This window comes from Bradyrhizobium frederickii, from assembly GCF_004570865.1.
Taxonomy (GTDB): domain Bacteria; phylum Pseudomonadota; class Alphaproteobacteria; order Rhizobiales; family Xanthobacteraceae; genus Bradyrhizobium; species Bradyrhizobium frederickii.
Genome location: NZ_SPQS01000010.1, coordinates 1 through 21,604, shown reverse-complemented (window position 1 = coordinate 21,604; position 21,604 = coordinate 1). Strand labels below are relative to the sequence as shown.

General features: G+C 64.8%; 18 protein-coding genes. 9 read left to right on the top strand and 9 right to left on the bottom strand.

Translation table 11 applies throughout. The annotated features are described in order from the left end of the window. The first annotated feature begins 74 nt into the window (after positions 1-74). The 3 genes from E4K64_RS18415 to E4K64_RS18405 all read left to right on the top strand — a co-directional run bounded on the left by E4K64_RS18415 (position 75) and on the right by E4K64_RS18405 (position 2,914). Entirely contained in the window at positions 75-1,121 is a 1,047-nt protein-coding gene (locus E4K64_RS18415; protein WP_135164797.1) for a glycosyltransferase family 2 protein, read from the top strand. Continuing rightward, the gene (locus E4K64_RS18410) at positions 1,118-1,963 is read left to right on the top strand and encodes a ChbG/HpnK family deacetylase (RefSeq protein ID WP_135164796.1); all 846 of its coding nucleotides are present in this window, start codon (positions 1,118-1,120) and stop codon (positions 1,961-1,963) included. Before E4K64_RS18415 ends, E4K64_RS18410 begins: the two co-directional genes overlap by 4 nt. Positions 1,964-2,089: 126 nt before the next feature. Next, positions 2,090-2,914 (top strand): DUF2076 domain-containing protein, encoded by an 825-nt coding sequence (locus E4K64_RS18405; RefSeq protein WP_135164795.1) that lies wholly within the window; start codon positions 2,090-2,092, stop codon positions 2,912-2,914. 650 nt (positions 2,915-3,564) lie between these two features. On the opposite strand, the gene E4K64_RS18400 is transcribed toward E4K64_RS18405, so the two are convergent. Continuing rightward, a complete protein-coding gene (locus E4K64_RS18400) occupies positions 3,565-4,392 on the bottom strand; it encodes a L,D-transpeptidase (RefSeq protein WP_135164794.1) in 828 nt (275 codons plus the stop codon). Positions 4,393-4,707: 315 nt separating this feature from the next. Between E4K64_RS18400 and E4K64_RS18395 the strand changes: the two genes are divergently transcribed. Then, positions 4,708-5,493 carry a protein phosphatase CheZ gene (locus tag E4K64_RS18395; RefSeq protein ID WP_126261939.1) on the top strand — a complete coding sequence of 262 codons (786 nt, stop codon included), beginning with the start codon at positions 4,708-4,710 and terminating at the stop codon, positions 5,491-5,493. Positions 5,494-5,743: 250 nt separating this feature from the next. Here the strand turns inward: E4K64_RS18395 and E4K64_RS18390 are convergent, their stop codons facing one another. Next, positions 5,744-6,262 carry a hypothetical protein gene (locus tag E4K64_RS18390; protein WP_167772107.1) on the bottom strand — a complete coding sequence of 173 codons (519 nt, stop codon included), beginning with the start codon at positions 6,260-6,262 and terminating at the stop codon, positions 5,744-5,746. A gap of 316 nt (positions 6,263-6,578) precedes the next feature. On the opposite strand from E4K64_RS18390, the gene E4K64_RS18385 reads away from it, so the two are divergent. The 3 genes from E4K64_RS18385 to E4K64_RS18375 all read left to right on the top strand — a co-directional run bounded on the left by E4K64_RS18385 (position 6,579) and on the right by E4K64_RS18375 (position 9,997). Next, positions 6,579-6,875, top strand: coding sequence for a co-chaperone GroES (locus E4K64_RS18385; protein ID WP_028134320.1), 297 nt, complete (start codon positions 6,579-6,581; stop codon positions 6,873-6,875). 137 nt (positions 6,876-7,012) lie between these two features. After that, complete coding sequence (gene groL, locus E4K64_RS18380) at positions 7,013-8,644, top strand: chaperonin GroEL (protein WP_135164791.1); 1,632 nt, start codon at positions 7,013-7,015, stop codon at positions 8,642-8,644. Positions 8,645-8,785: 141 nt separating this feature from the next. Beyond that, the gene (locus tag E4K64_RS18375; RefSeq protein WP_135164790.1) at positions 8,786-9,997 is read left to right on the top strand and encodes a hypothetical protein; all 1,212 of its coding nucleotides are present in this window, start codon (positions 8,786-8,788) and stop codon (positions 9,995-9,997) included. Between the two features lie 137 nt (positions 9,998-10,134). Here the strand turns inward: E4K64_RS18375 and E4K64_RS18370 are convergent, their stop codons facing one another. Both E4K64_RS18370 and E4K64_RS18365 read right to left on the bottom strand, forming a co-directional pair. Continuing rightward, a complete protein-coding gene (locus E4K64_RS18370) occupies positions 10,135-10,533 on the bottom strand; it encodes an META domain-containing protein (protein ID WP_167772106.1) in 399 nt (132 codons plus the stop codon). 139 nt (positions 10,534-10,672) lie between these two features. After that, a complete protein-coding gene (locus tag E4K64_RS18365; RefSeq protein WP_135164788.1) occupies positions 10,673-12,337 on the bottom strand; it encodes an L-lactate permease in 1,665 nt (554 codons plus the stop codon). Positions 12,338-12,651: 314 nt separating this feature from the next. Between E4K64_RS18365 and E4K64_RS18360 the strand changes: the two genes are divergently transcribed. After that, on the top strand, positions 12,652-14,409 hold the full coding sequence (locus E4K64_RS18360) for an ABC transporter ATP-binding protein/permease (RefSeq protein ID WP_135164786.1): 1,758 nt from the start codon (positions 12,652-12,654) through the stop codon (positions 14,407-14,409). Positions 14,410-14,602: 193 nt separating this feature from the next. Here the strand turns inward: E4K64_RS18360 and E4K64_RS18355 are convergent, their stop codons facing one another. The 5 genes from E4K64_RS18355 to E4K64_RS18335 form a co-directional block, all read right to left on the bottom strand. Further along, positions 14,603-15,616, bottom strand: coding sequence for a TorF family putative porin (locus tag E4K64_RS18355; RefSeq protein ID WP_135164784.1), 1,014 nt, complete (start codon positions 15,614-15,616; stop codon positions 14,603-14,605). Positions 15,617-16,016: 400 nt separating this feature from the next. Next, positions 16,017-16,391 carry a histone gene (locus tag E4K64_RS41155; RefSeq protein WP_135164783.1) on the bottom strand — a complete coding sequence of 125 codons (375 nt, stop codon included), beginning with the start codon at positions 16,389-16,391 and terminating at the stop codon, positions 16,017-16,019. 84 nt (positions 16,392-16,475) lie between these two features. Beyond that, positions 16,476-17,798 carry a glycolate oxidase subunit GlcF gene (gene glcF / locus E4K64_RS18345; protein WP_135164782.1) on the bottom strand — a complete coding sequence of 441 codons (1,323 nt, stop codon included), beginning with the start codon at positions 17,796-17,798 and terminating at the stop codon, positions 16,476-16,478. Then, positions 17,795-19,033, bottom strand: coding sequence for an FAD-binding protein (locus E4K64_RS18340; protein ID WP_135164781.1), 1,239 nt, complete (start codon positions 19,031-19,033; stop codon positions 17,795-17,797). The genes glcF and E4K64_RS18340 overlap by 4 nt, the downstream gene beginning before the upstream one ends. A 61-nt stretch (positions 19,034-19,094) precedes the next feature. Beyond that, on the bottom strand, positions 19,095-20,588 hold the full coding sequence (locus E4K64_RS18335; RefSeq protein ID WP_135164779.1) for an FAD-linked oxidase C-terminal domain-containing protein: 1,494 nt from the start codon (positions 20,586-20,588) through the stop codon (positions 19,095-19,097). Positions 20,589-20,815: 227 nt separating this feature from the next. Here E4K64_RS18335 and cycA point away from each other — a divergent pair, with 227 nt between their 5' ends. Further along, positions 20,816-21,211, top strand: a complete 396-nt coding sequence (cycA, locus tag E4K64_RS18330) for a cytochrome c-550 CycA (protein WP_135164778.1) — start codon at positions 20,816-20,818, stop codon at positions 21,209-21,211. Positions 21,212-21,604: the final 393 nt, after the last annotated feature.

Genomic DNA, 21,604 nt, shown 5'->3' with positions numbered 1-21,604 from the left:
TCAGCTTTGCGACAGCAAACGGCAGCTACCATATGCTGTTGAGATGACTTTGAACGCCCCTGGGACCTTGATCGATGACGCTGGGCTCTGACGTATCAGGCATGACGACCACCGCGGGCACCGCCGCCGCGAAGGGATTGTCGATCGTCGTCCCCGTCTACAACGAGGCGGCGGGCCTCGCCGCCCTGCATCAGCGCATCTGCGATCTCGCAAGAACCTTGCGGGAGCGCTACCGGCTGCCTTGCGAAGTCGTCTATGTCGACGACGGCAGCAAGGATGCGACGCTGGCGATCGCGCGTTCGCTGCCGGCCGATGCGATCGACGTCCAGGTGGTGTCGCTGTCGCGCAATTTCGGCAAGGAGGCGGCGCTGATGGCCGGCCTCGACCATGCCCGGCTCGGCGCCGTCATGTTCATGGACGGTGACGGCCAGCATCCGCCGGCCCTGATCGAACAGCTGGTACGGCACTGGATCGAAGACGGCTATGACGTCGTCTACACCGCCAAGGCGCATCGCGACAACGAGACCTTCCTGCGCCGCGTCGCCGTGCACGGCTTCTATGCGCTGATCAATTGGGGCGCACGGCAGAAGATTCCCGAGGACGCCGGCGACTTCCGCCTGCTCTCCCCGCGCGCTGTCGCCGCGCTCAGGCAATTGCCCGAGCGCAACCGCTTCTTCAAAGGCCTCGCCAGCTGGATCGGATTCCGCCAGATCCGGGTCGATTACGAGCCCGCGGCGCGCGTCCACGGCGTCACCACCTTCAACGCCGCAAGCCTGCTTGGCCTGTCGATCGAGGGCCTGACCTCGTTTTCGGTGGCTCCCTTGCGCTTCGCCAGCCTGTTCGGCGTCATCCTCGCCGGAGGCGCCTTCCTGTTCGGCCTTTCGATCCTCTGGGAGGTGTTCACGACCGGCAAGCAGGTGCCCGGCTATCCTTCGCTCGTGATCGGCCTGATGACGATCGGCGGCGTGCAGCTCATCATGATCGGCATCGTCGGCGAATATATCGGCAAGATCCTCTCCGAGCTGAAGGCGCGCCCGATCTACTTCGTCGCCGAGCACACCGAGAAGCATTACGAGACCGACAAGGCGGACGACGCCGCGAAGAGGACGGCGGCCGAATGAGCGCGGCCGCGGAGCTGCGGCGGATCTGGCTCTGCGCCGACGATTACGGCATCAGTCCGGGCGTCAACCGTGCCATCCGCGACCTGATCGAACGCGGTCGCCTCAACGCCACGTCGGTGATGACGGTGGGGCCGGCGATCGAGCGCAGCGAGGTCGAAGCGCTCCAGGCCGCCGCGACAGCGAGCCCGCGCTGCGCGATCGGATTGCACGTGACGCTGTCGGCGCCGTTCCGGCCGCTCACCATGCATTTCCGTCCGCTCGACGGCGACATGTTCATGCCGTTTCCGAAGCTGCTGCGCGCGGGCGTGTTACGGCGGCTCGACCCCGAATTCTTCCGCAACGAGGTGAAGGCGCAGCTCGCCGCCTTCGCGGAGGCGTTCGGCCGCGCACCCGACTTCGTCGACGGCCATCAGCATGTGCAGCTCTATCCGCAGGTCCGCGACGGCTTCGTCGATGCGGTCGTTGCCGCCGCGCCAAACGCCTGGGTGCGCCAGTGCGGCCGCGACCTGCCGCTCAAGCTGCGGCTGGCCTCCCCCAAGGCCATGGTGCTCGATATCCTCAGCGCGCAATTCCGCCGCCGCGCCGGCAGCGCCGGCCTCAGCTTCAATCCCGGCTTCGCCGGCGCCTATGACTTCACGCGGGCGACCGATTTCGGCGCGCTGATGCGGCAATTCCTGGAAGGCCTCCCCGACGGCGGCCTCGTGATGTGCCACCCCGGCTTCGTCGACGATGTCCTTGCCGGCCTCGACCCGATGACCGATGTCCGCGAGCGGGAGCACGCCTATCTCGCAAGCGACGCCTTCGCGCGTCTGCTGGCGGACAGCGGCGCCACGCTGGGGTGAAGACGGCGGACGGCAAGCCGCGAGGCAGCTTGTCGCATACCGAAATTTAATCCGGCCGGCACTGTTGGGGCCACAATGGAACCCTACATCTCCTGCGCGCTTGGTTTTGCGCAAAGGAGAGAGATCATGACGCCGCAGGAACGCCAGCTCGTCGACGACCTTTTTGACCGGCTTTCAAAGCTGGAAAATGCACCGCGCGATCCCGATGCGATCGCCGCGATCTCCGACGGGCTGCGCAAGGCGCCCGGCGCGGTCTATGCGCTGGTGCAGACGACGCTGGTGCAGGACGAGGCGCTGAAGCGCGCGAATGCCCGCATCCAGGAGCTGGAAGCGGCCCATGCGCCCGAACAGGCGCAGTCCGGCGGCTTCCTCGACACCATGCGTGACACGCTGTTCGGCGGAGGCCCCTCGCGCGGCTCGGTTCCGAACGTGCCGCCGCGTGAGCAGAGGCCAGTCTGGAACAGCGGCGGAGCGGCGCAGCAGACGCAGCCGGGCTACGGTGCGCCGCCTTACGGACAGGCCTACGGCCAACAAGGCCCGGGTCAGGGCTATGGCGCTCCGCCGGTCGGCGGTGGCGGCGGCTCGTTCCTCGGCACGGCGGCCGCGGCCGCGGCCGGCGTCGTCGGCGGCTCGCTGTTGCTCTCCAGCATCCGCGGCATGATGGGCGGATCGCACCAGCAGGCTTTCGGCGACACCAATGGCCTCGGTGACCGTAGCGCCGGTGGAAGCCCTTGGAGCGGCAGCGACCAGTCCGGCGGCTCGCTCGCGCGCGATGCCGGTCTCGACGACGTCGGCTCGAATCGCGAGTCCCGCCAGGGCTTCACCGACCAGGCGTCGAACGACCGCGACAACAACGACCAGAACTACGGCGACGATCGCGACCACAGCTTCGACACGGCCGACGACAGCGACTTCGGCGGCGACGACGACGGCGGCAGCGATTACGCGTAGGCAATTCGAGCGACAGACGTGGAACGGCCGCCTCCGGGCGGCCGATTTCTTTCGAAGCAGAGCTCAAGCGTCCGCTCGGCCATCACCCGCAAGGAGGCCAATCGATATAATATGATTAGTGCATGCGGCGCTTGTCGGAGAGCACTGAGCAGAACGTCACGAGACGAGCCTGACTTCACCATACAGAACGAAATCGCACTCCGACACGTGCAGCACGTAGACTCCCGGATTTCCAAATTTGGACATAGGTGTTCAACTGGGCGAACACGTTGCTTGCCACACGTCGTGGCTGCCTCTCTTGGCTATAGTCGAAGGGTTTCGAGAATGAGTCCACTTCAGCAGCGCATTGCAAGCCTGAGCGACGTCACAACACATCTCATCACCGAATTGTACGAGTTGGAAGGACTGCACGAGCGCATCAGGAAGGCGGAGCTGACGGTGCGGCGCTTGAACCGCTCGGCTCGCGCACCGCATCCGGCCTCGTCAACTCGTCGTCGCCGCTCCGCTGTCCCTCGTCTCGGGTTGCGGCACCGTCAGCAATCATAGACCCTTCAGGCAGGCGTTCGGCGGCGGCAGCGCCCACTTGGATGCCGCGCATTTCGAGTCGGCGCGGCAATCGGATTTGATCGCTGCATCGAGCGCATGACGCTTCACATCACCACGACCTTGGTGCCGACATTGACGCGGCCATAGAGGTCGATGACGTCCTCGTTGCGCATGCGGATGCAGCCGGAGGACACATTGGTGCCGATGGTCCAGGGCTCGTTGGAGCCGTGGATGCGATAGAGCGTCGAGCCCAGATACATCGCGCGGGCACCGAGCGGATTCTCCGGGCCGCCCTCCATGTGCCGGGGTAGATCCGGCCGGCGCGCCAGCATCTCGGCTGGCGGCGTCCAGTCCGGCCATTCGCGCTTGGCCGTGATCGACTTCACGCCGGACCAGGTGAAGCCGGGGCGCCCGACGCCGATGCCATAGCGCATCGCCCGGCCGTTGCCCTCGACGAGGTAGAGGAACTTGTTCGGCGTATCGACCACGATCGTGCCGGGACTTTCCTTGCCGCTATAGTCAACGAGTTGTTTCTCGAATTTCGGATCGAACTGACGCTGCCGCGGATCGACCGCGTCCTGCTGCAGCGTACCCTGCTGATATCCGCCTTGTTGATATCCGCCTTGCATCTGCGGCTCGCCCACCGGCGGCAGGCGGCGCTGATCGTAATAAGCCGGCTGCTGCTGATACACCGGCCGCTCGGGCGCGTAGGCCGGACCGCGGCCGGGACCGTCGCCGAACAGGAATTCGATGAAACCGCCGCCCATGTTCGAATTGGAGGCGACGCGCACCGGCGCGGGCGGCACCTGCGGCGCATAGAGCACCGCGGGCGGATCGTTCGGCACGGCGTTGTCGAAGGCGCTGGCCTCGTTCGCGCCGACAATGAAGGTGCAAGCGCTGCCGAGCAGCGCGACAGACATTTTCTTGAACATCGACGTACTCTGTACTGTTTCGTCTAGATCACATGCGTCGTGGAGAGCTGATGGCTGGTCCGCGCCCTTCGACGTGGTCAATAAAAGGCAAAAGCCGTTTTGTTTGGTAAACGGAAAGCGTGTTTGGATTCACCACGTCGCGAGCGAAGCGGCAATTTGGCGATCAGCGTTTATTTTCGATGAACGCGGCGCGGCCATGGTTAATCGCTTCTTTGCACCCCGGCGCGCGACGCAGCACAACAGTTCCGGCTGTGAACTTCGTGTTAAATCGCTTCTGCCTACAAAGACGCGTGAGTGAGGTGGGGGAGTATCCTGATGGCTGTTCACCGCAAACGTTTTCGCGTCGAGGACATCGCTGGTGGCGAGATGCCGATTTTGGACGTAACCGAAGAGGCAATCCCGATGCATAGCGAGATCATGGCCGAGCTACGCGCGATCCGCGCGCAGATGGCGAAGGGCATCACGGCGGCCCCGCTGTCCGGTAGCGCGGCCATGGCGGCGATCGACGCCTCCACCGCCCACGAGCTTTCCGAGGCGCGCACGATGCTCGAGACCTATCGGGCCCAGATCGAGCAGTGCGAGAAGCTGAAGGTCGAGCTCGACCTCATCCACGACGCCATCGACCGCACCAAGCGCGAAATCGCGACGCTGCACGGCAAGAGCTTTGACGGCGGCGAAATGGCCAAGGTCAATGGCGAGCTCGGCGCGGTGGTCGGCGGCACCGAGCAGGCGACGCAGCAGATCCTCGAAGCCGCGGAATCGATCGACCAGGCCGCCAGCGCCATGTCCAAGGTGGACTCGATCGACCAGCAGAAGCGGCTCGCCGACGACATCCAGGAACGTGTCATCTCGATCTTCGAAGCCTGCAACTTCCAGGACCTGACCGGCCAGCGCATCAGCAAGGTCATGACCACGATGAAGTTCATCGAGCAGCACATCAATGCGATGATGGACATCTGGGGCGGCGTCGACGCGATCAAGTCCCACGTGCCGCCGCAGGTGGACAATCGCAGCGAGGACGAAAAGCTTCTCAACGGCCCGAAGCTCAACGGCGACGTCGGCCACGCCTCGCAGGACGACATCGACGCGCTGTTCGACTGAGCGCGCAAGACCGACAGAAAAACAAAACGCCGGCCACGAGGCCGGCGTTTTTTTGATTTCTATCGCCCAACAAGCGACTGCCCCTTCTCCCCTTGTGGGAGAAGGTGGCGCGAAGCGCCGGATGAGGGGTGTCTCTCCGCGCATTCCAATGCGAGTTAGACGTGGGGAGAGAGCCCCCTCACCCGTCTCGCCGCTACGCGGCGAGCCGCCTCTCCCACTTGGGGGGAGAGGGGAAGTCGCACGATCGCCTTTAAGCCCTCGGTGCGCAGCGGACGTAGACCATGTTGCCGTAGCGGGTGGCGGCGTCCTTGTCGATGAAGCGGGTGATCAGGACGCGGCCGTCGAAGGAGACGATTTCGCGGTCCTGCTCGCCGGGGGTCGGCCCCGCCGGTCCGATGTAGTTCTTGCCGCTCGGCGAGCCCTTCAGCCGCAGCTCCTGGGGCGTCGCCTGGTCAGCCAGATGCATGATCACGCCGCCGGAGGAACCGGCGGTGATCACGTAGGGATTCTTGCACTGGGCCCGGGCGGCCGCCTCGGTGCGGGCGCGGTCGGCCGGGTTCTGGAACGAGGCCAGACCCCAGCGGCCCACGATCTCGTCGGCGCGAATGGTCGCAGGCATTTCCGGGGCGACGCCGGGCTCCGCTTCGGGCGGCGGCGCGGACGAGAAGGACGGCAGGCTCATGCCGCCGCCACAGGCGCCCAGCAGCAGCGCCAGACAAGAGGCGGCTGCCAGATTGGCAACCGTGCGCGCGTGAGCTGAACTGATCATGGCATTCCCCCGAGCAAGACCATGGCCGCACCCCTCACGCAGCCAAGCGCAAAAAAGCTGCCGGAGCAATGACGTCCTTCGATACGTCGGCGCCCCGAACAAGTTTCCAATGCCACCATCCTATATCCGCCTCACCAATCGCTTAACCACCTTTGCTTGACAGGATCGCGGCCAAGCCATATTTCCGAGCCCACTATTAGCACTCGGAAAGCCCGATTGCTAAGCGCGTCGTTCGAACCCTGGGATAGGGGATGGACGGAAGCGCCGCCGCACCCACTTCCACTACTTCCGAAGCGAGCCTCCAAAGGGAAACGTCATGGCTAAATCCAAATTTCGTCCGCTGCATGACCGTGTCGTGGTCAAACGTATCGACGCCGAGGAAAAGACCAAGGGCGGCATCATCATTCCGGACACTGCCAAGGAAAAGCCGTCCCAGGGCGAGGTCGTCGCCGTCGGCCCCGGCGGCCGCGACGAGACCGGCAAGCTGACCCCGATCGACCTCAAGGTCGGCGACCGCGTGCTGTTCGGCAAGTGGTCGGGCACCGAGGTCAAGATCGACAACGAAGAGCTCCTGATCATGAAGGAGTCGGACATCATGGGCGTGCTGGCCTAAGGCCATCCGCCTGAACAGCCGCTGAATGTCATGCCCGGATCCAAGCGATCCGGGCATCCATCATTCCGCCGGGGTTCGATCTTCGGATCCCGGAAGCGATGCGACGAGCCAATCACGAAACACGAGGGACTGCAGAAATGGCTGCCAAAGACGTCAAGTTTTCCGGAGACGCGCGCGATCGCATGCTGCGCGGCGTCGACATTCTCGCCAACGCCGTCAAGGTGACGCTCGGCCCGAAGGGCCGCAACGTCGTCATCGAGAAATCGTTCGGCGCGCCTCGCATCACCAAGGACGGCGTCACCGTCGCCAAGGAGATCGAGCTCGAGGACAAGTTCGAGAACATGGGCGCCCAGATGGTGCGCGAGGTCGCCTCCAAGACCAACGACCTCGCCGGCGACGGCACCACCACCGCGACCGTGCTGGCCCAGGCCATCGTGCGCGAGGGCGCCAAGGCGGTTGCCGCCGGCATGAACCCGATGGACCTCAAGCGCGGCATCGACAGCGCGGTGTTGGCCGTCGTCAAGGACATCGAGAAGCGCGCCAAGCCGGTCGCGGCCTCCTCCGAGGTCGCCCAGGTCGGCACCATCTCGGCCAACGGCGATGCCGCCATCGGCAAGATGATCGCCCAGGCGATGCAGAAGGTCGGCAACGAGGGCGTCATCACCGTCGAAGAGAACAAGTCGCTCGACACCGAAGTCGACATCGTCGAGGGCATGAAGTTCGATCGCGGCTATCTCAGCCCCTACTTCGTCACCAACCCCGAGAAGATGACCGCCGAGCTCGAGGACGCCTACATCCTCCTGCACGAGAAGAAGCTCTCGGGCCTGCAGGCCATGCTGCCGGTGCTGGAAGCGGTGGTGCAGTCGGGCAAGCCGCTCGTCATCATCGCGGAGGACGTCGAGGGCGAGGCGCTGGCCACCCTGGTCGTCAACCGTCTGCGCGGCGGCCTCAAGGTTGCCGCCGTCAAGGCGCCGGGCTTCGGCGACCGCCGCAAGGCCATGCTCGAGGATATCGCGATCCTGACCGGCGGCCAGCTCATCTCCGAAGACCTCGGCATGAAGCTCGAGAACGTCACGGTCAAGATGCTGGGCCGCGCCAAGAAGGTGGTGATCGACAAGGAGAACACCACCATCGTGAACGGCGCCGGCAAGAAGCCCGACATCGAGGCCCGCGTCGGCCAGATCAAGGCCCAGATCGAGGAGACCACCTCGGACTACGACCGCGAGAAGCTCCAGGAGCGCCTCGCCAAGCTCGCCGGCGGCGTCGCGGTGATCCGCGTCGGCGGCGCGACCGAGATCGAGGTCAAGGAGAAGAAGGACCGCGTCGAGGACGCCCTCAACGCCACCCGCGCCGCGGTGCAGGAAGGCATCGTCCCCGGCGGCGGTGTCGCGCTGCTCCGCGCCAGGAAGGCGGTGGGACGCCTCACCAACGCCAATGCCGACGTCCAGGCCGGCATCAACATCGTGCTGAAGGCGCTCGAAGCCCCGATCCGCCAGATCGCCGAGAATGCCGGCGTGGAAGGCTCGATCGTGGTCGGCAAGATCCTGGAGAACAAGTCCGAGACCTTCGGCTTCGACGCCCAGAACGAGGACTATGTCGACATGGTCGAGAAGGGCATCATCGATCCGGCCAAGGTGGTGCGCACCGCGTTGCAGGACGCCTCCTCCGTGGCCGGCCTGCTGGTGACCACCGAGGCCATGGTCGCCGAGACGCCGAAGAAGGAAGCCCCGCCCGCCATGCCCGCCGGCGGCGGCATGGGCGGCTTCTAAGTCCATCCTTGCACGACAATGTTGTGAAGGCCGCCTCCGGGCGGCCTTCTTTTTGGGAACGATGGGTACCGCTTTCCGATTCAATCCACGGCCAAAACCCACTACGGTGGCGCCGATTCTGATTGCTTGAGGATGTCGTCGATGCGCGCGCTTCTGGTTTGTTCGACAGCCCTGTTGGCGGTTTTGCTGGCAGCTTCACCGAAGGTCGCCTCCGCCCAGATGAAGCTGTCGCCCAAGGCCACGGCGCCCGGCGGCGTGGAGACGCGCTATTTCACCTCGATCGACGGGTTGATGGACGGCAATGCCGACGTGATCCTGAAGGAGACGCGCCAGGGCAAGACGGTCACCGCGGCCGTGCTCGACGTCTGTTACCCGATCGCGAAGAATTCCGACCGCAAGGACCGCTTCGTCGTCAATCTCCAGGTCGCGGGCCAGACGCTGACCGGCACCACGCAGAGCATCAGTGAGAAGGCGCCCGTCAGCGTCAAGCTGCTGCGCAAGCAGAGCGGAGACTTCTTCGAGTTTCGCGGCCAGATCAGCATCGGCCAGGCGGTGACCGAGGTCACCTCGCCCGACAATTCCGATCTCAGCGAGAAGGAATTCCTGGACAACCAGACCTCCGACGACGGCATCACGGCGCAGCCGAAGGATTTTACCGACGTTTCGCCGGAGGCGATCGCGGTCAAGGTCAAGCTGGATGCGGCGACCGACTTCCTGAAGAGCCTGAAGGGCCAGGACGTCGAGGTGACGCTTGCGAGCCTCAATGTCGGCTGCGATGCGCTGCGCGCGGGCGAGCAGACCATCAACATGTCGGTCGATCCCGAGCGCGCCGGCGCGCTGCTGGCGAAGTTCAAGGCGATGCAAGGCGTCACTGCCGCAGGGTGGACCGCCGGCATGACCGAGATGGACCGCACCATCCGCTTTGCCGCGGCCGACTGGCGCGAGGGCGACAAGATCAACCGCAACAAGCTGGCAACCGCCGTCTCGAACGTCTTGAGCCGAACGCTCGCGGCAAAGCCGGTCTCGCAAAGCTTCAACTCCGCCACGGGCAAGCTCAAGCTGGTCTTCAAGCGCCCGAACCAGGATTTTCCGGCGCTCGAGCTGACCGACACAATCGAGGTCACGGGGCTCGTCTCGCCGGACAAGCCCGGCACCACCGACAAGCTCATGCTCTGGATCGGCAGCCCCGCGACGACGACCGCCGACGAGAGCAGCGGCGCCAAGCTCAATCTCTCCGACGACGCCTCGGTCGACGAGGAAGGCGACCAGCCCGACGACAACGGTTCGATCGAGGCGCTCGCCAGGGAGCTCAGGGGTCAGCGCTGGGACGCCGACAAGTCGGTGTGGAAGTGACGTACGCCATGCCCCGGACGTAGCGCGAAGCGCTACGAGCCGGAGCCCAGAGGCCAGAGACTGGATCGCGGAGAGTCTGGGTCCCGGCTCTGCGGCGCGTCGCTTGCGCGACGCGCCTGGTCCGGGACACGAGAGCCCTAATTCCCCGTCGTCCTGAACCGCAGCGGCTTGGGGCCGATCAGGGTCAGCACATCGCCCTGACGCTTCCAGGTCTCGACGCTGGCGAGCGCCGCGACGAGCTCGTCGTCGGCCTGGGCTCTTGCCGGCGGGCAGGAGCGGTCCTGGATCTGTCCGGGAACGAAGATCACGGTGTTGCCGGCGACCGAGAACTGGCCCTTGCCGCCCTTGCACCAGAGCTCCAGCACGACCTCGCCGTGGTCGCCGATCTCGATGTTCGGAATCCGTTTGGAGCCTGCCTGCGGCAACGCTTCCAGCGTCATCTCGGTGCCGAACGGAAAACCGTCCTCGGCACGCGCGAGCGTGGACATCGCGAGTATTGCAACCGCCGCACACACCAACCGCTTGAACAGAACCATGAGACCTCTCGTCCGACCTGATTTTCCGCACCTTCTATAAGACGGCGGCGCCATTGAGAAGGTTCGCGCTGCCCGGATGCAAAGATCCCCGCGAGGGCGAACCTCGCGGGGATCTGCGTCGAAAGCCGGACGTGGCCTGCTACTTCAGGACCATCGCCGTGAACGGCCAGACATAGGCCTGCAACGTCACGAGCACGCCGACGAGGCAGGCCAGCACGATCGAATGCCAGAACACGAAGCGCAGGATCGTGCCCTCGTGGCCGTACCAATTGGTGGCGGTGGAGGCGACCACGATCGACTGGGCGTCGATCATCTTGCCCATCACGCCGCCGGACGAGTTGGCCGCGCTCATCAGGATCGGCGACAGGCCGAGCTGCTCCGAGGTGATCTTCTGCAGGTTTCCGAACAGCACGTTGGAGGCGGTGTCCGATCCCGTCAGCGCCACGCCGAGCCAGCCGAGCAGCGTGCCGAAGAAGGGATAGAGCACGCCGGTGGCCGCGAAGGCGAGGCCGAGCGTCGCGTCGACGCCGGACAGGCGCGTCAGCGTGCCGATCGCCAGCATCGCCGAGATCGTGATCAGCGAGATCGCACACAGCCGGATGGTCCGGCCGTATTCGGTCAGGAGCCGGCCGGGACGGACCCCCATCAGGACGCCGGAGATGATCGCCGCGATCAGCATGCCCGTGCCGGTGAACGACAGATAGGTGAAGCCGAACACCGCGCTCTCTTTGGTCGGCCCCGGCGCGACCGGCGGCATCTTGTTGATCATCTGGTGCAGCTCGGGGACCGGATAGTTCCAGACGAAGATCGAATTCGCCCAGGCCTTGAAGGCGCCGTTGCCCCAGACCAGCATCACGATGCAGACGATGATCCACGGCAAGAGCGCGCTGAACAGCTCGCTCTGCGTCAGCGGCGTCCTGTCGAGCGGCTTTGCGGCCGCCATGGTGGCCGCCGATTCGTCGCGGCCGCGCAGCGCCGGCGACAGCCAGAGCTCCCTCGGCTGCCAGACCTTCAGGAACAGGATCAGCGCGCCCATCGAGATCAGCGATGCGCCGATGTCGACGATCCAGGGATTGATGTAGTTCGAGATCACGAATTGCGGGATTGCGAACGACACGCCGGTGACGAGGATCGCCGGCCAGACATCCTTCATGCCCTTCCAGCCCGCGAACGCCCACACCACCCAGAACGGCACGATCAGCGAGAAGAACGGCAATTGCCGGCCGACCATCGCGCCCAGGATGTAGGGATCGAGCCCGGTGACCGAGGCGAGGCCCTGGATCGGCGTGCCCAGCGCGCCATAGGCGACCGGCGCGGTGTTGGCGATCAGCGAAAGGCCGGAGGCTGCGAGCGGCGAGAAGCCGAGCCCGATCAGCACGGCGCCGGTGATGGCGACCGGCGTGCCGAAGCCCGAGGCGCCCTCGAAGAACGCCCCGAACGAGAACGCGATCAGCAGCAATTGCAGCCGGCGGTCCTCGGTAACGCCGCCGACCGCGCGCTTGAGCAATTCGAAGCGGCCGGTGCTCACCGTCACCTGGTAGAGGAAGATGACGTTGAGGACGATCCAGCCGATGGGGAAGAAGCCGGTGACGATGCCCAGCACCGAGGCGCGGATCGACATGTTCGCCGGCATGGTGAAGACGAAGATCGTGATCAGGTTGGTCACGATCACGGCGATGACGGCCGCGATATGGGCCTGGACGCGGCCGCTCGCGATCAGGACCAGCAGCGTGACGACCGGCACCGCCGCCGCAATCGTCGACAGCACCGGGCTGTGCAGCGGATCATAGATTTGATTCCACATGGTGTTCCTCCCCCACGCATGTTGCGGCAGGCGGCCCGCGTGGAGAGCCGATCCTGCTTGACGCTGGAAGCGATAACCCCCGAGCTGGATGCGAATTCCTCGCGGATGCAGCGGTTCCCGTCCGCTCACAAGGTCGCGAAATCCCGGAGCGTCCCTACCCCGCGCCGCTGAACGCCATGCTAGGGTTGCAGGGTGCGACAGGACAACGCAAATTGCAGAACTTGCGACTTTAGTCTAAGCGCGCCGCTTTCCGCCATGGTTTCAAGTCTTTGGCTGCGGGCATTTGTGCACATTCCCCGAGGAGATTCCGCTCTGTGAAGAATATCAGCGCCACGCTCGCGATCGTCTGGCGAATCGCCGCCCCCTATTTCCGGTCGGAGGACAAATGGGCCGGTCGCGGCCTGCTCGCCGTCATCGTCGCGATGGAGCTGGTGCTGGTCGCGATCAACGTGCTGCTCAATCAATGGCAGAACCGGTTCTACAGCGCGCTGCAGGCCTACGATCTGCCCGAGTTCGTCAAGGAGGTCTGGATCTTCCTTGGCCTTGCCTTCACCTTCGTCGCGCTGGCCGTCTACAAGCTCTACCTGAACCAGTGGCTGCAGATCCGCTGGCGGCAATGGCTGACGCGACATTATCTCGGCGAATGGCTCGACGGCGCCACGCATTACCGCATGCAGCTCAAGGGCGACGCTGCCGACAATCCGGACCAGCGTGTCACCGAGGACGTCAAGACCTTCGTCGAACAGACGCTGACCATCGGCCTCGGCCTTTTGTCCTCAATCGTGACGCTGGCCTCGTTCGTCGTCATCCTCTGGGGCCTCTCCTACAAGGCGCCTTTGTACATTTACGGCACCGATATCGTCGTCCCCGGTTTTCTGGTCTGGTGCGCGGTGGCCTATGCGATCGCCGGTACCGCGCTGACCCACTGGATCGGCGCCCCGCTGATCAATCTGAATTTCGAGCAGCAGCGCTTCGAGGCCGATTTCCGCTTCAACCTGATCCGTGTGCGGGAGAATTCCGAGCAGATCGCCCTCCTGAAAGGCGAGAACGCCGAGCGGGGGCGTCTCTTGCAGCGCTTCGGCTTCGTCATCGGCAATTGGTACGAGATCATGAGCCGGACCAAGCGCCTGACCGCATTCACGGCAAGCTACGGACAGGCTGCAACGATCTTTCCCTATGTGGTGGTGGCGCCCGCCTACTTCGCCAAGCGCATCCAGCTCGGCGACATGATGCAGACCGGCTCGGCGTTCGGCAGCGTGCAGGATGCGCTGTCGTTCTTCGTCACGGCCTATCGCTCGCTCGCCGAGTGGCGCGCCGTGATCGCCCGCCTCGACGGCTTCGAGATGTCGGTCAGCGCCGCCGCCCGCGGCGCGACGCTCGAGCCGGCTATCGACGTCGTGCCATCGAAGGGCGAGGCCATCACGCTCGAGCAATTGCTCGTCAACCTGCCGAACGGCACGCCCCTGGTCGCAGCCGATGCCTTCACGATCCAGCCGTCGGAGCGGGTGCTGGTGACCGGCGCGTCGGGCTCCGGCAAATCGACGTTGTTCCGGGCCATGGCCGGCATCTGGCCGTTCGGCACCGGCACGATCGCCATTCCCGAGAAGGCGAAGCTGATGATGCTGCCGCAGCGGCCGTATTTCCCGATCGGCCCGCTCGGCGACGCCGTCATCTACCCGGCCGGGCACGGCTCTATCCCGCCCGAGAAGATCCGCGACGCCCTGGTTGCGGTCGGCATGCCGCGCCTGGCGGACCGGCTCGACGAGGACGCTCATTGGAACCGGACATTGTCGCTCGGCGAGCAGCAACGCCTTGGGCTTGCCCGCGCACTGCTGCACGTACCCGACTATCTCTTCCTCGACGAGGCGACCGCCTCGCTCGACGAGCCGTCAGAGGACCGGCTCTATCGGCTGCTGACGGAGAAGCTGCCACAGGCCACCATCGTCTCGATCGGCCATCGCTCGACCCTGGACGCCTTCCATACCCGCAAGGTGGCGTTGGTGGAGGACGGTGCGATTCACGTCCTCGGCGACGGCGCGCTGACTGCGAAGGAGCCGAGCGCGGCGGGCTGAGGCGCTTCAGGCGATCGCATCGTCATGCCCGGGCTGGTCCCGGGCATCCACGCTCTTGGTGCGACTACGTGGACGGCCGGGACCGGCGCGGCCAGGACGGGCATCTGGAGCGGCCGTCAACGCGAGTGGCTTCCCAAAGCAAAAGGGCGGCAGGTTGCCCTGCCGCCCTCGCTAAGTCGTGTCGGGAAGAACCTTACTTCAGGTTGGTCATCGCCGTCAGGTCGAACGAGAGCTTGGCGACGCCGGCCGCGCTGCACCAGTTGGAGCCGAAGCCGCCCGGATTGATGGCGGTGAAGCTGCCGTCGAACTTCGCGGTGTGGTCGCTGGTGAAGGCGTTGCAGTCGCCCTTGCTCAGGTCGGTGTCGTAGTAGCGCAGATCGAGGGTGAACACCTTGTAGGTGAAGCCGACGCCGACGTTCCAAGTGTTGTAGCTCGGCTCCTTGATGCCGTTCGCGTACACCGGATCGCCCGCGATGCCGTAGAAGATGTCGGAAGTGCCGAGCCACTGCCGGCCGAACTCACCCGACACATACATGCCGACGCCGCTGGCACCGAAGGTCGTGCTCGGCGCGGTCCACTTGGCGGTGATCGAGGCGTAGTTGCCCCAGGCGCCGAGGTTCAGGAAGTTCGGCGAATAGTACTCGTTGAAGCCGACCGTCCACTGATCGTTGAGGGTGACGTTCAGCTTGGCATAGCCTTCGTAGAAGCTCGCGCTCTTCTTGGCGAAGTTGCCGTTGATGGGAAGGCCGATCGCGCCCTGCGAGTAGTCGATGTCGCCGCCGCAATTGCCCTGCAGCAGGGTGCCCTGCGAGCCGAAGCATTGTCCGCCCGGATAGAGGTAGCCCCAGACACCGAAGTCGAAGGCGAACATGCCGAAGGTCGGGCGGATACCGCCGTAGATGTCGACTTCCGCCGCTGCGCGGTTCGGGAACGAGATGCTCGAGGCGGACGCACCGATATAGAGCTGGAGGTCCTTGTTGACGTTGTAGCGCGGCTCGAAATAGGCCGTGACCGACGGCTTGTGGTTCGACTGGCTGATACCGCGGAAGATGTAGTCGCTCATGATCCCACCGCCGAAGGCGATATCCCAGGGATCGAAGGCCGGCGGCGGCGGGGCCTTCAGCGCTTTCACCCGCAAATCTGCCGCGAAAGCCGAGCCCGTCGTCACGATTGCCAGCGCCGTTGCCAACAAAGCCACTTTTTTCATTTCGATCCCCATCACCAGTTCTTAGACCCCAGTCGGATCCCGGAAGCCCCCCGGGGCGCTCGACCTGATTGCAAATTACATCACTGCGACAATCTGGATTGGCGGATAGGAACCGTGAAGCAAAAAGCGCGGGCATCTGCCGACTTTTTAGGCGTTTTGACCATTTCACGAAAGGTTGTCCGCCTGTGTGGCTTCCCGATCACATTTTTTGCATTCCAAAGTGCACAGGAGGCCCGTGTAAGTCCGGGGTCTTCGGCTGGGCGACCCCAGGCCACGAATCAGACAGGCACGGCCGAAGGCTGAAGCAGAATCAGCTTGCGACGATGCAAAAAGGCCGCAGCGCCCGGCGCCGCGGCCTTCCTGATTGCTGATCGCTTCAAGAGCCAGGGAGCGGCCGGGCTTACCCCTGCCCCTCTGCCGGCGCGGGTTCCGCAGAAGACGAAGGCATCGCCCAGCTTGTCTCGGAGGCAGGCTCGGGAGCCGGAGCTTCCACCGGTGCCGATGGCTTCGGAGCAGGAGCTGCCTTCGCCTTCTTCGGTGCCGCTTTCTTCGCGGCCTTCTTGGGTGCGGCCTTCTTGGCCGACTTCGCCGCAGCCTTCTTGGCGGCCTTCTTCGGGGCTGCCTTCCTGGCAGACTTCTTCGCAGCTTTCTTTGCAGTCTTCTTGGCAGACTTCTTCGCGGACTTCTTGGTTGCCCTCTTGGCGGTCTTCTTCGCCGCTACAACCTTCTTGGCCTTTTTGGCCTTCTTGCTTTTCTTCTTCTTCGCTTTCGCCATCGTGGTCCTCCTGTTGCCGCCGAACAATGGTCGATCGGGCGCCTTCAGTCGTCACCTCGGGAGGAAAGTTCAGGCTCTGAAAGCTCAAACTGACGCGTTCAGTGCCGGCCGCGACCCGCCCGTAGCCCAATCGAGAAGCTCAATCGTGTGTACGACCGGAACTGACGTGCCACTGGCAATCTGCACCATGCAGCCGATATTGCCCGCGGCAATCATGTCCGGCTTGATGCTTGCGATGTTGGCGACCTTGCGATCGCGCAACCGGCCCGCAAGCTCGGGTTGGAGAATGTTGTAAGTCCCCGCCGAACCGCAACACAAATGGCTCTCCGGCACATCTTTCACCACGAATCCATTCTTGGAAAGCAATTCTTTCGGAAGAGCTGTGATTTTCTGCCCGTGCTGCAACGAACACGCGGAGTGATAGGCGACGACGATGTTGTCCTGGCGCGCGGTCGGTTCGAGTCCAAGGCCGGCAATATATTCGGTGATGTCCTTGGCGAGCGCAGACACCTTCGCCGCATCGGCCGCAAACGCTTTGTCTTCCCGCAGGAGATAGCCGTAGTCCTTGATCACGGTGCCGCAGCCCGAGGCCGTCACCAGGATGGCGTCGAGCCCCTCGCCTGCCGCTTCCTTCTGCCAGGCCGTGATATTGGCGCGGGCGCGGGCCAAGGCGTCGTGGTCGTCGCCGAGATGATGGGTCAGCGCCCCGCAGCACTGCTCGTCCTTGACCAGGACGACCTCGATGCCGTGACGGGTGAGCAGGCTGATGGCGGCCTGGTTGATGCGCGGCGCCAGCACCTGCTGGGCGCAGCCCTGGAGTAGCGCGACCCGGCCGCGCTTCTTGCCGAGCGCGGCGAACACGCTGCCCGGGAGCGGCCCCGGTGACGGCAGCCGGTGCGGGGCCAATGCCAGCATCGCCTTGAGGCGTTGGACCAGGCCGGGCGTGGCCGAGGGGCGCGGCGTCGGCAGGAACACGGCCAGCGGACGGGCCAGCCGTGCCAGCACCATGCTGATGCGAAATCGCTGCGGGTCCGGCAGGACGAAGCCCAGCACCCGGCGCAGCAGCCGCTCGGCCAGGGGCCGCTGATAGCGCTGCTCGATCCTGACCCGGGCCTGGTCGACGAGGTGCATGTAATTCACCCCCGAGGGGCAGGTCGTCATGCAGGCCAGGCACGACAGGCAGCGGTCGATATGCTTGACCACTTCCGCCGTCGGCGCCTGATCCTTCTCCAGCATCTCCTTGATCAGATAGATGCGGCCGCGGGGACTATCGAGCTCGTCACCGAGCAGCACATAGGTCGGACAAGTTGCGGTGCAGAAGCCGCAATGGACGCAGGCGCGCAGGATCTTGTCGGCCTCCGCGATGTCAGGGTCGGCGAGCTGCGCCAGTGAGAATTCGGTCTTCATTCAGCAGCGCTCCGCGTGAGCCGTCCCCGGTTCAGGATGGTCTTCGGATCGAAACTGGCGCGGACCCGCTCGCTCAGGGCGGCGATACCGGGCGCCTGCGGATGGAACACATCGACATTGCACCTGACGTCGTCGGGCGCCCGGATCAGCGTCGCGTGCCCACCGAGCGCGTTTGCACGCGCGCGAACCGCCGGGCCATGCGCGTCGCCCTTCGGCGGCAGCGCCGCCCAGATCAGGCCGCCGCCCCAATCGTAGATCACCTCGCCCCCGGTCTCGCGCGCCAATTGCGTGCCGAGCACTGCACCCGAGGCGGGCGGGCAGACGATCCGCCACACCGGCCAGGCGCCGAGCGCGCCGCCGGCCGCGAACGGCAGCACGTCGCGGATCGTGGTCCACAGCGCCGCGGAAGCCGTGTCCTCGATCAGCGTCGCGGTTCCAAACGGCGCCAGCAACTCGCGCAGCGATCCGGCGCGGTGGGCGGCGGAGGCCGTGATGCCCTCCAGCCGCAGCACGGTCAGCGCCTCGCCCTCACCTGCGAGATCGCCAAGCCCGTCGGTCTTGGCGCGGAACGCCGATTTTGGCAGATGCGCGGCGGCGGAAACGTCGAAGGGCGAGCCGAGCGCCGCGGTCATGGCCTTGTTGGCGACGGCATCGTCGAGGCCGCGGAGCAGCAGCGTCCGCTCCGCTTCCGGCTTCGGCATCACCTTGAGCGTGACCTCGGTCATCACCGACAGCGTGCCCCAGGATCCCGCCAGCAGCTTGCAGAGGTCGTAGCCGGTGACGTTCTTCACCACCCTGCCACCGGTCTTGAAGCTGTCGCCGAAGCCCGAGACGGCGTGCGCCCCCAGCAGGTGATCACGCGCCCCGCCAGCCCTGATCCGGCGCGGACCGGCGAGCCCGGCCGCGATCATGCCGCCGATGGTGCCCGATGGCGCGGTGCCGAGCAGCGGCGCGGTGTCGACAGGCTCGAAGGCGAATTGCTGGTTCTTGGCGTCGATCAGTGACAGCACGTCGGCGAGCGGCGCACCGGACTGAACGGTGATGATGAGCTCGTTGGGCTCGTAGGAGGTGACGGCATTCAGCGCGGAGACGTCGAGCACGGCATTGGTTGCCATCGCATGGCCGATGCCGCGCTTGGAGCCATGACCGACGATCTCGAGCGGCTGCTCATTGGCAATCGCCGCGCGCACGACTTCTTCGACGTCTTTGGCGTCTCTGACCTTGAGCGTATCCACGACTGAGCGGGTATCCAAGTTTAGAGCGAAAGGCAAATTTCGCGCGTGGCAGCGATCGAGACTAGAACCGCGGCAGATCCGGAAACGCCAGCTTGCCCGCATGAACATGCATGCGGCCGAGCTCGGCGCAGCGGTGCAGGGTCGGAAACACCTTTCCGGGGTTGAGCAGGCCCTGCGCATCGAAGGCGCATTTCAGCCGCTGCTGCTGGTTCAGGTCGATCTCGGAAAACATCTCGGGCATCAGGTCGCGCTTCTCGATGCCGACGCCGTGCTCGCCGGTGAGCACGCCGCCGAACTCGACGCAGGCGCGCAGGATGTCGGCGCCGAAGGCTTCGGCGCGCTCGATCTCGCCGGGCTTGTTGGCATCGTAGAGGATCAGCGGGTGCAGATTGCCGTCACCGGCGTGGAACACGTTGGCGCAGCCGAGCTGGTACTTTTCCGAGAGTTCGCGGATGCGGGCAAGCGCCTTCGGCAGCGCGCCGCGCGGGATGGTGCCGTCCATGCAGAGATAGTCCGGCGAGATGCGGCCGACGGCAGGAAACGCGGCCTTGCGGCCGGCCCAGAACAGGTTGCGCTCGGCCTCCGAGGTCGAGATCTGGCACGTGGTCGAGCCGCAGGCATTGGCGATCGTCTCGACCCGCGTGATCAGCTCGTCGACCTCGATCTTGGGACCGTCGAGCTCGATGATGAGCAGCGCCTCGACGTCGAGCGGGTAACCGGCATGCACGAAAGCCTCCGCGGCGTGGATCGCCGGCTTGTCCATCATCTCCATGCCGCCGGGGATGATGCCGGCACCGATGATGCGCGCCACGCATTCGCCGGCGGCCTCTACCTCGGCAAAGCCGACCATCAACGCGCGCGCCGTCTCCGGCTTTTGCAGGATGCGCACCGTGATCTCGGTGATGACGCCGAGCAGGCCTTCGGAGCCGGTGATGACGCCCATCAGATCGTAGCCCGCGTTCTCCGCAGACTTGCCGCCGATGCGCAATATCTCGCCGCTCATCAGCACGATCTCGCAGCCGAGCACGTTGTTGGTGGTCATGCCGTATTTCAGGCAATGCACGCCGCCGGAATTTTCCGCGACATTGCCGCCGATCGAGCAGGCGATCTGCGAGGACGGGTCGGGCGCGTAATAGAAGCCGGCATGGGCGACCGCCTGGCTGATGGCGAGATTGGTGACGCCGGGCTCGGTGACGACGACGCGGTTGTCGAAATCGATCTCGCGGATGCGCTTGAACTTGCCGAGGCCGAGCAGCACGCCGTCTTCGAGCGGCAGCGCGCCGCCGGACAGCGAGGTGCCCGAGCCGCGCGGCACCACCTTGATGCCTTGCCCTGCACAATATTTCAGGATCAGCGAGACCTGCTCGGTCGTGTCGGGCAGGACGACGACCATCGGCGGCTGCCGATAGGCCGTGAGCCCGTCGGACTCATAGGCCCGCATTTCGGCAGGCGTATCGATCACGCCCTCGCCGGGCACGATTGCGCGCAACGCAGCAACGATCTCAGCGCGGCGCGCGAGCACGGCCTGGTCGCTTGCGGGCATCATGATGGCCATTTCAAAAGCTTTCGTCCGCCGGATGGAAAAGTCGCAGCAAATCAATCATGTCTTGCCCGCTTTGGGTAGGTCCTCCGAAGGTCTCATTGCTTTGTTGCAGCGCAAGTTCTCTCTGGGACAAGTCTGCTAGCAGGAAACCTGTCAAGGTTTCGCGGCTTGTCCACTTGCATCGGACCTGCCAAAACACGGCCCTCCATCTGACCCGGGAAGAGACGAAGAGCACACTTATGACAAAATTGACTTTTGGCGCACTGACGATCCTCACCGTGATTGCCACCGCCCCCGCCGCGATGGCGCAGGATGTCGCAGCCGGCAAGACATCGTTCAACAAATGCCTGGCCTGCCACGCGATCGGCGAAGGCGCCAAGAACAAGGTCGGCCCCGAGCTCAACGGCCTCAACGGGCGCAAGTCGGGCACCGTCGAAGGCTACAGCTATTCGGACGCGAACAAGAATTCCGGCATCACCTGGGACGAGGCCGTGTTCAAGGAATACATCAAGGACCCCAAGGCCAAGATCCCCGGCACCAAGATGGCGTTCGCCGGCATCAAGAACGAGACCGAGATCAACAATCTCTGGGCCTTCATTGCCCAATACGACAAGGACGGGAAGGTTAAGCAGTAAGCCTGCACAAGGCAGTCGCGGCAGCTTCGGTTCTGATCGCATCAGGACCGAAGCTGCCGCGATCTATTTTGGCGCGCTCTCTCCACGGCGTCATTGCGAGGAGCCCTTGCGACGAAGCAATCCAGAATCTTTCCGCGGAAGGATTCTGGATTGCTTCCGCCTTCGCCAAGGCTTCGGCGGACAAGTCGCTTCGCTCGCAATGACGGAGGATGAGGCGATAGCTGGTCCTCCAAGCAACACTGTCATTCCCCGCGAAGGCGGGGAATCCAGTACGCCGCGGCTTCTCGGTTCAATCGCGAGCTTCTCTGGAATACTGGATCGCCCGGTTGAACCGGGCGATGACAATGAGTGTGTGGTGACAGACGTGACTCGTCAGCCTCGCGGCTTAATTCG

Excerpts from the sequence above, each read along its gene's own strand:
- E4K64_RS18415 (WP_135164797.1), top strand. The coding sequence starts at position 75 with ATGACGCTGGGCTCTGACGTATCAGGCATGACGACCACCGCGGGCACC.
- E4K64_RS18410 (WP_135164796.1), top strand. The coding sequence starts at position 1,118 with ATGAGCGCGGCCGCGGAGCTGCGGCGGATCTGGCTCTGCGCCGACGAT.
- E4K64_RS18405 (WP_135164795.1), top strand. The coding sequence starts at position 2,090 with ATGACGCCGCAGGAACGCCAGCTCGTCGACGACCTTTTTGACCGGCTT.
- E4K64_RS18400 (WP_135164794.1), bottom strand. The coding sequence starts at position 4,392 with ATGTTCAAGAAAATGTCTGTCGCGCTGCTCGGCAGCGCTTGCACCTTC.
- E4K64_RS18395 (WP_126261939.1), top strand. The coding sequence starts at position 4,708 with ATGGCTGTTCACCGCAAACGTTTTCGCGTCGAGGACATCGCTGGTGGC.
- E4K64_RS18390 (WP_167772107.1), bottom strand. The coding sequence starts at position 6,262 with ATGATCAGTTCAGCTCACGCGCGCACGGTTGCCAATCTGGCAGCCGCC.
- E4K64_RS18385 (WP_028134320.1), top strand. The coding sequence starts at position 6,579 with ATGGCTAAATCCAAATTTCGTCCGCTGCATGACCGTGTCGTGGTCAAA.
- groL (WP_135164791.1), top strand. The coding sequence starts at position 7,013 with ATGGCTGCCAAAGACGTCAAGTTTTCCGGAGACGCGCGCGATCGCATG.
- E4K64_RS18375 (WP_135164790.1), top strand. The coding sequence starts at position 8,786 with ATGCGCGCGCTTCTGGTTTGTTCGACAGCCCTGTTGGCGGTTTTGCTG.
- E4K64_RS18370 (WP_167772106.1), bottom strand. The coding sequence starts at position 10,533 with ATGGTTCTGTTCAAGCGGTTGGTGTGTGCGGCGGTTGCAATACTCGCG.
- E4K64_RS18365 (WP_135164788.1), bottom strand. The coding sequence starts at position 12,337 with ATGTGGAATCAAATCTATGATCCGCTGCACAGCCCGGTGCTGTCGACG.
- E4K64_RS18355 (WP_135164784.1), bottom strand. The coding sequence starts at position 15,616 with ATGAAAAAAGTGGCTTTGTTGGCAACGGCGCTGGCAATCGTGACGACG.
- E4K64_RS41155 (WP_135164783.1), bottom strand. The coding sequence starts at position 16,391 with ATGGCGAAAGCGAAGAAGAAGAAAAGCAAGAAGGCCAAAAAGGCCAAG.
- glcF (WP_135164782.1), bottom strand. The coding sequence starts at position 17,798 with ATGAAGACCGAATTCTCACTGGCGCAGCTCGCCGACCCTGACATCGCG.
- E4K64_RS18335 (WP_135164779.1), bottom strand. The coding sequence starts at position 20,588 with ATGGCCATCATGATGCCCGCAAGCGACCAGGCCGTGCTCGCGCGCCGC.
- cycA (WP_135164778.1), top strand. The coding sequence starts at position 20,816 with ATGACAAAATTGACTTTTGGCGCACTGACGATCCTCACCGTGATTGCC.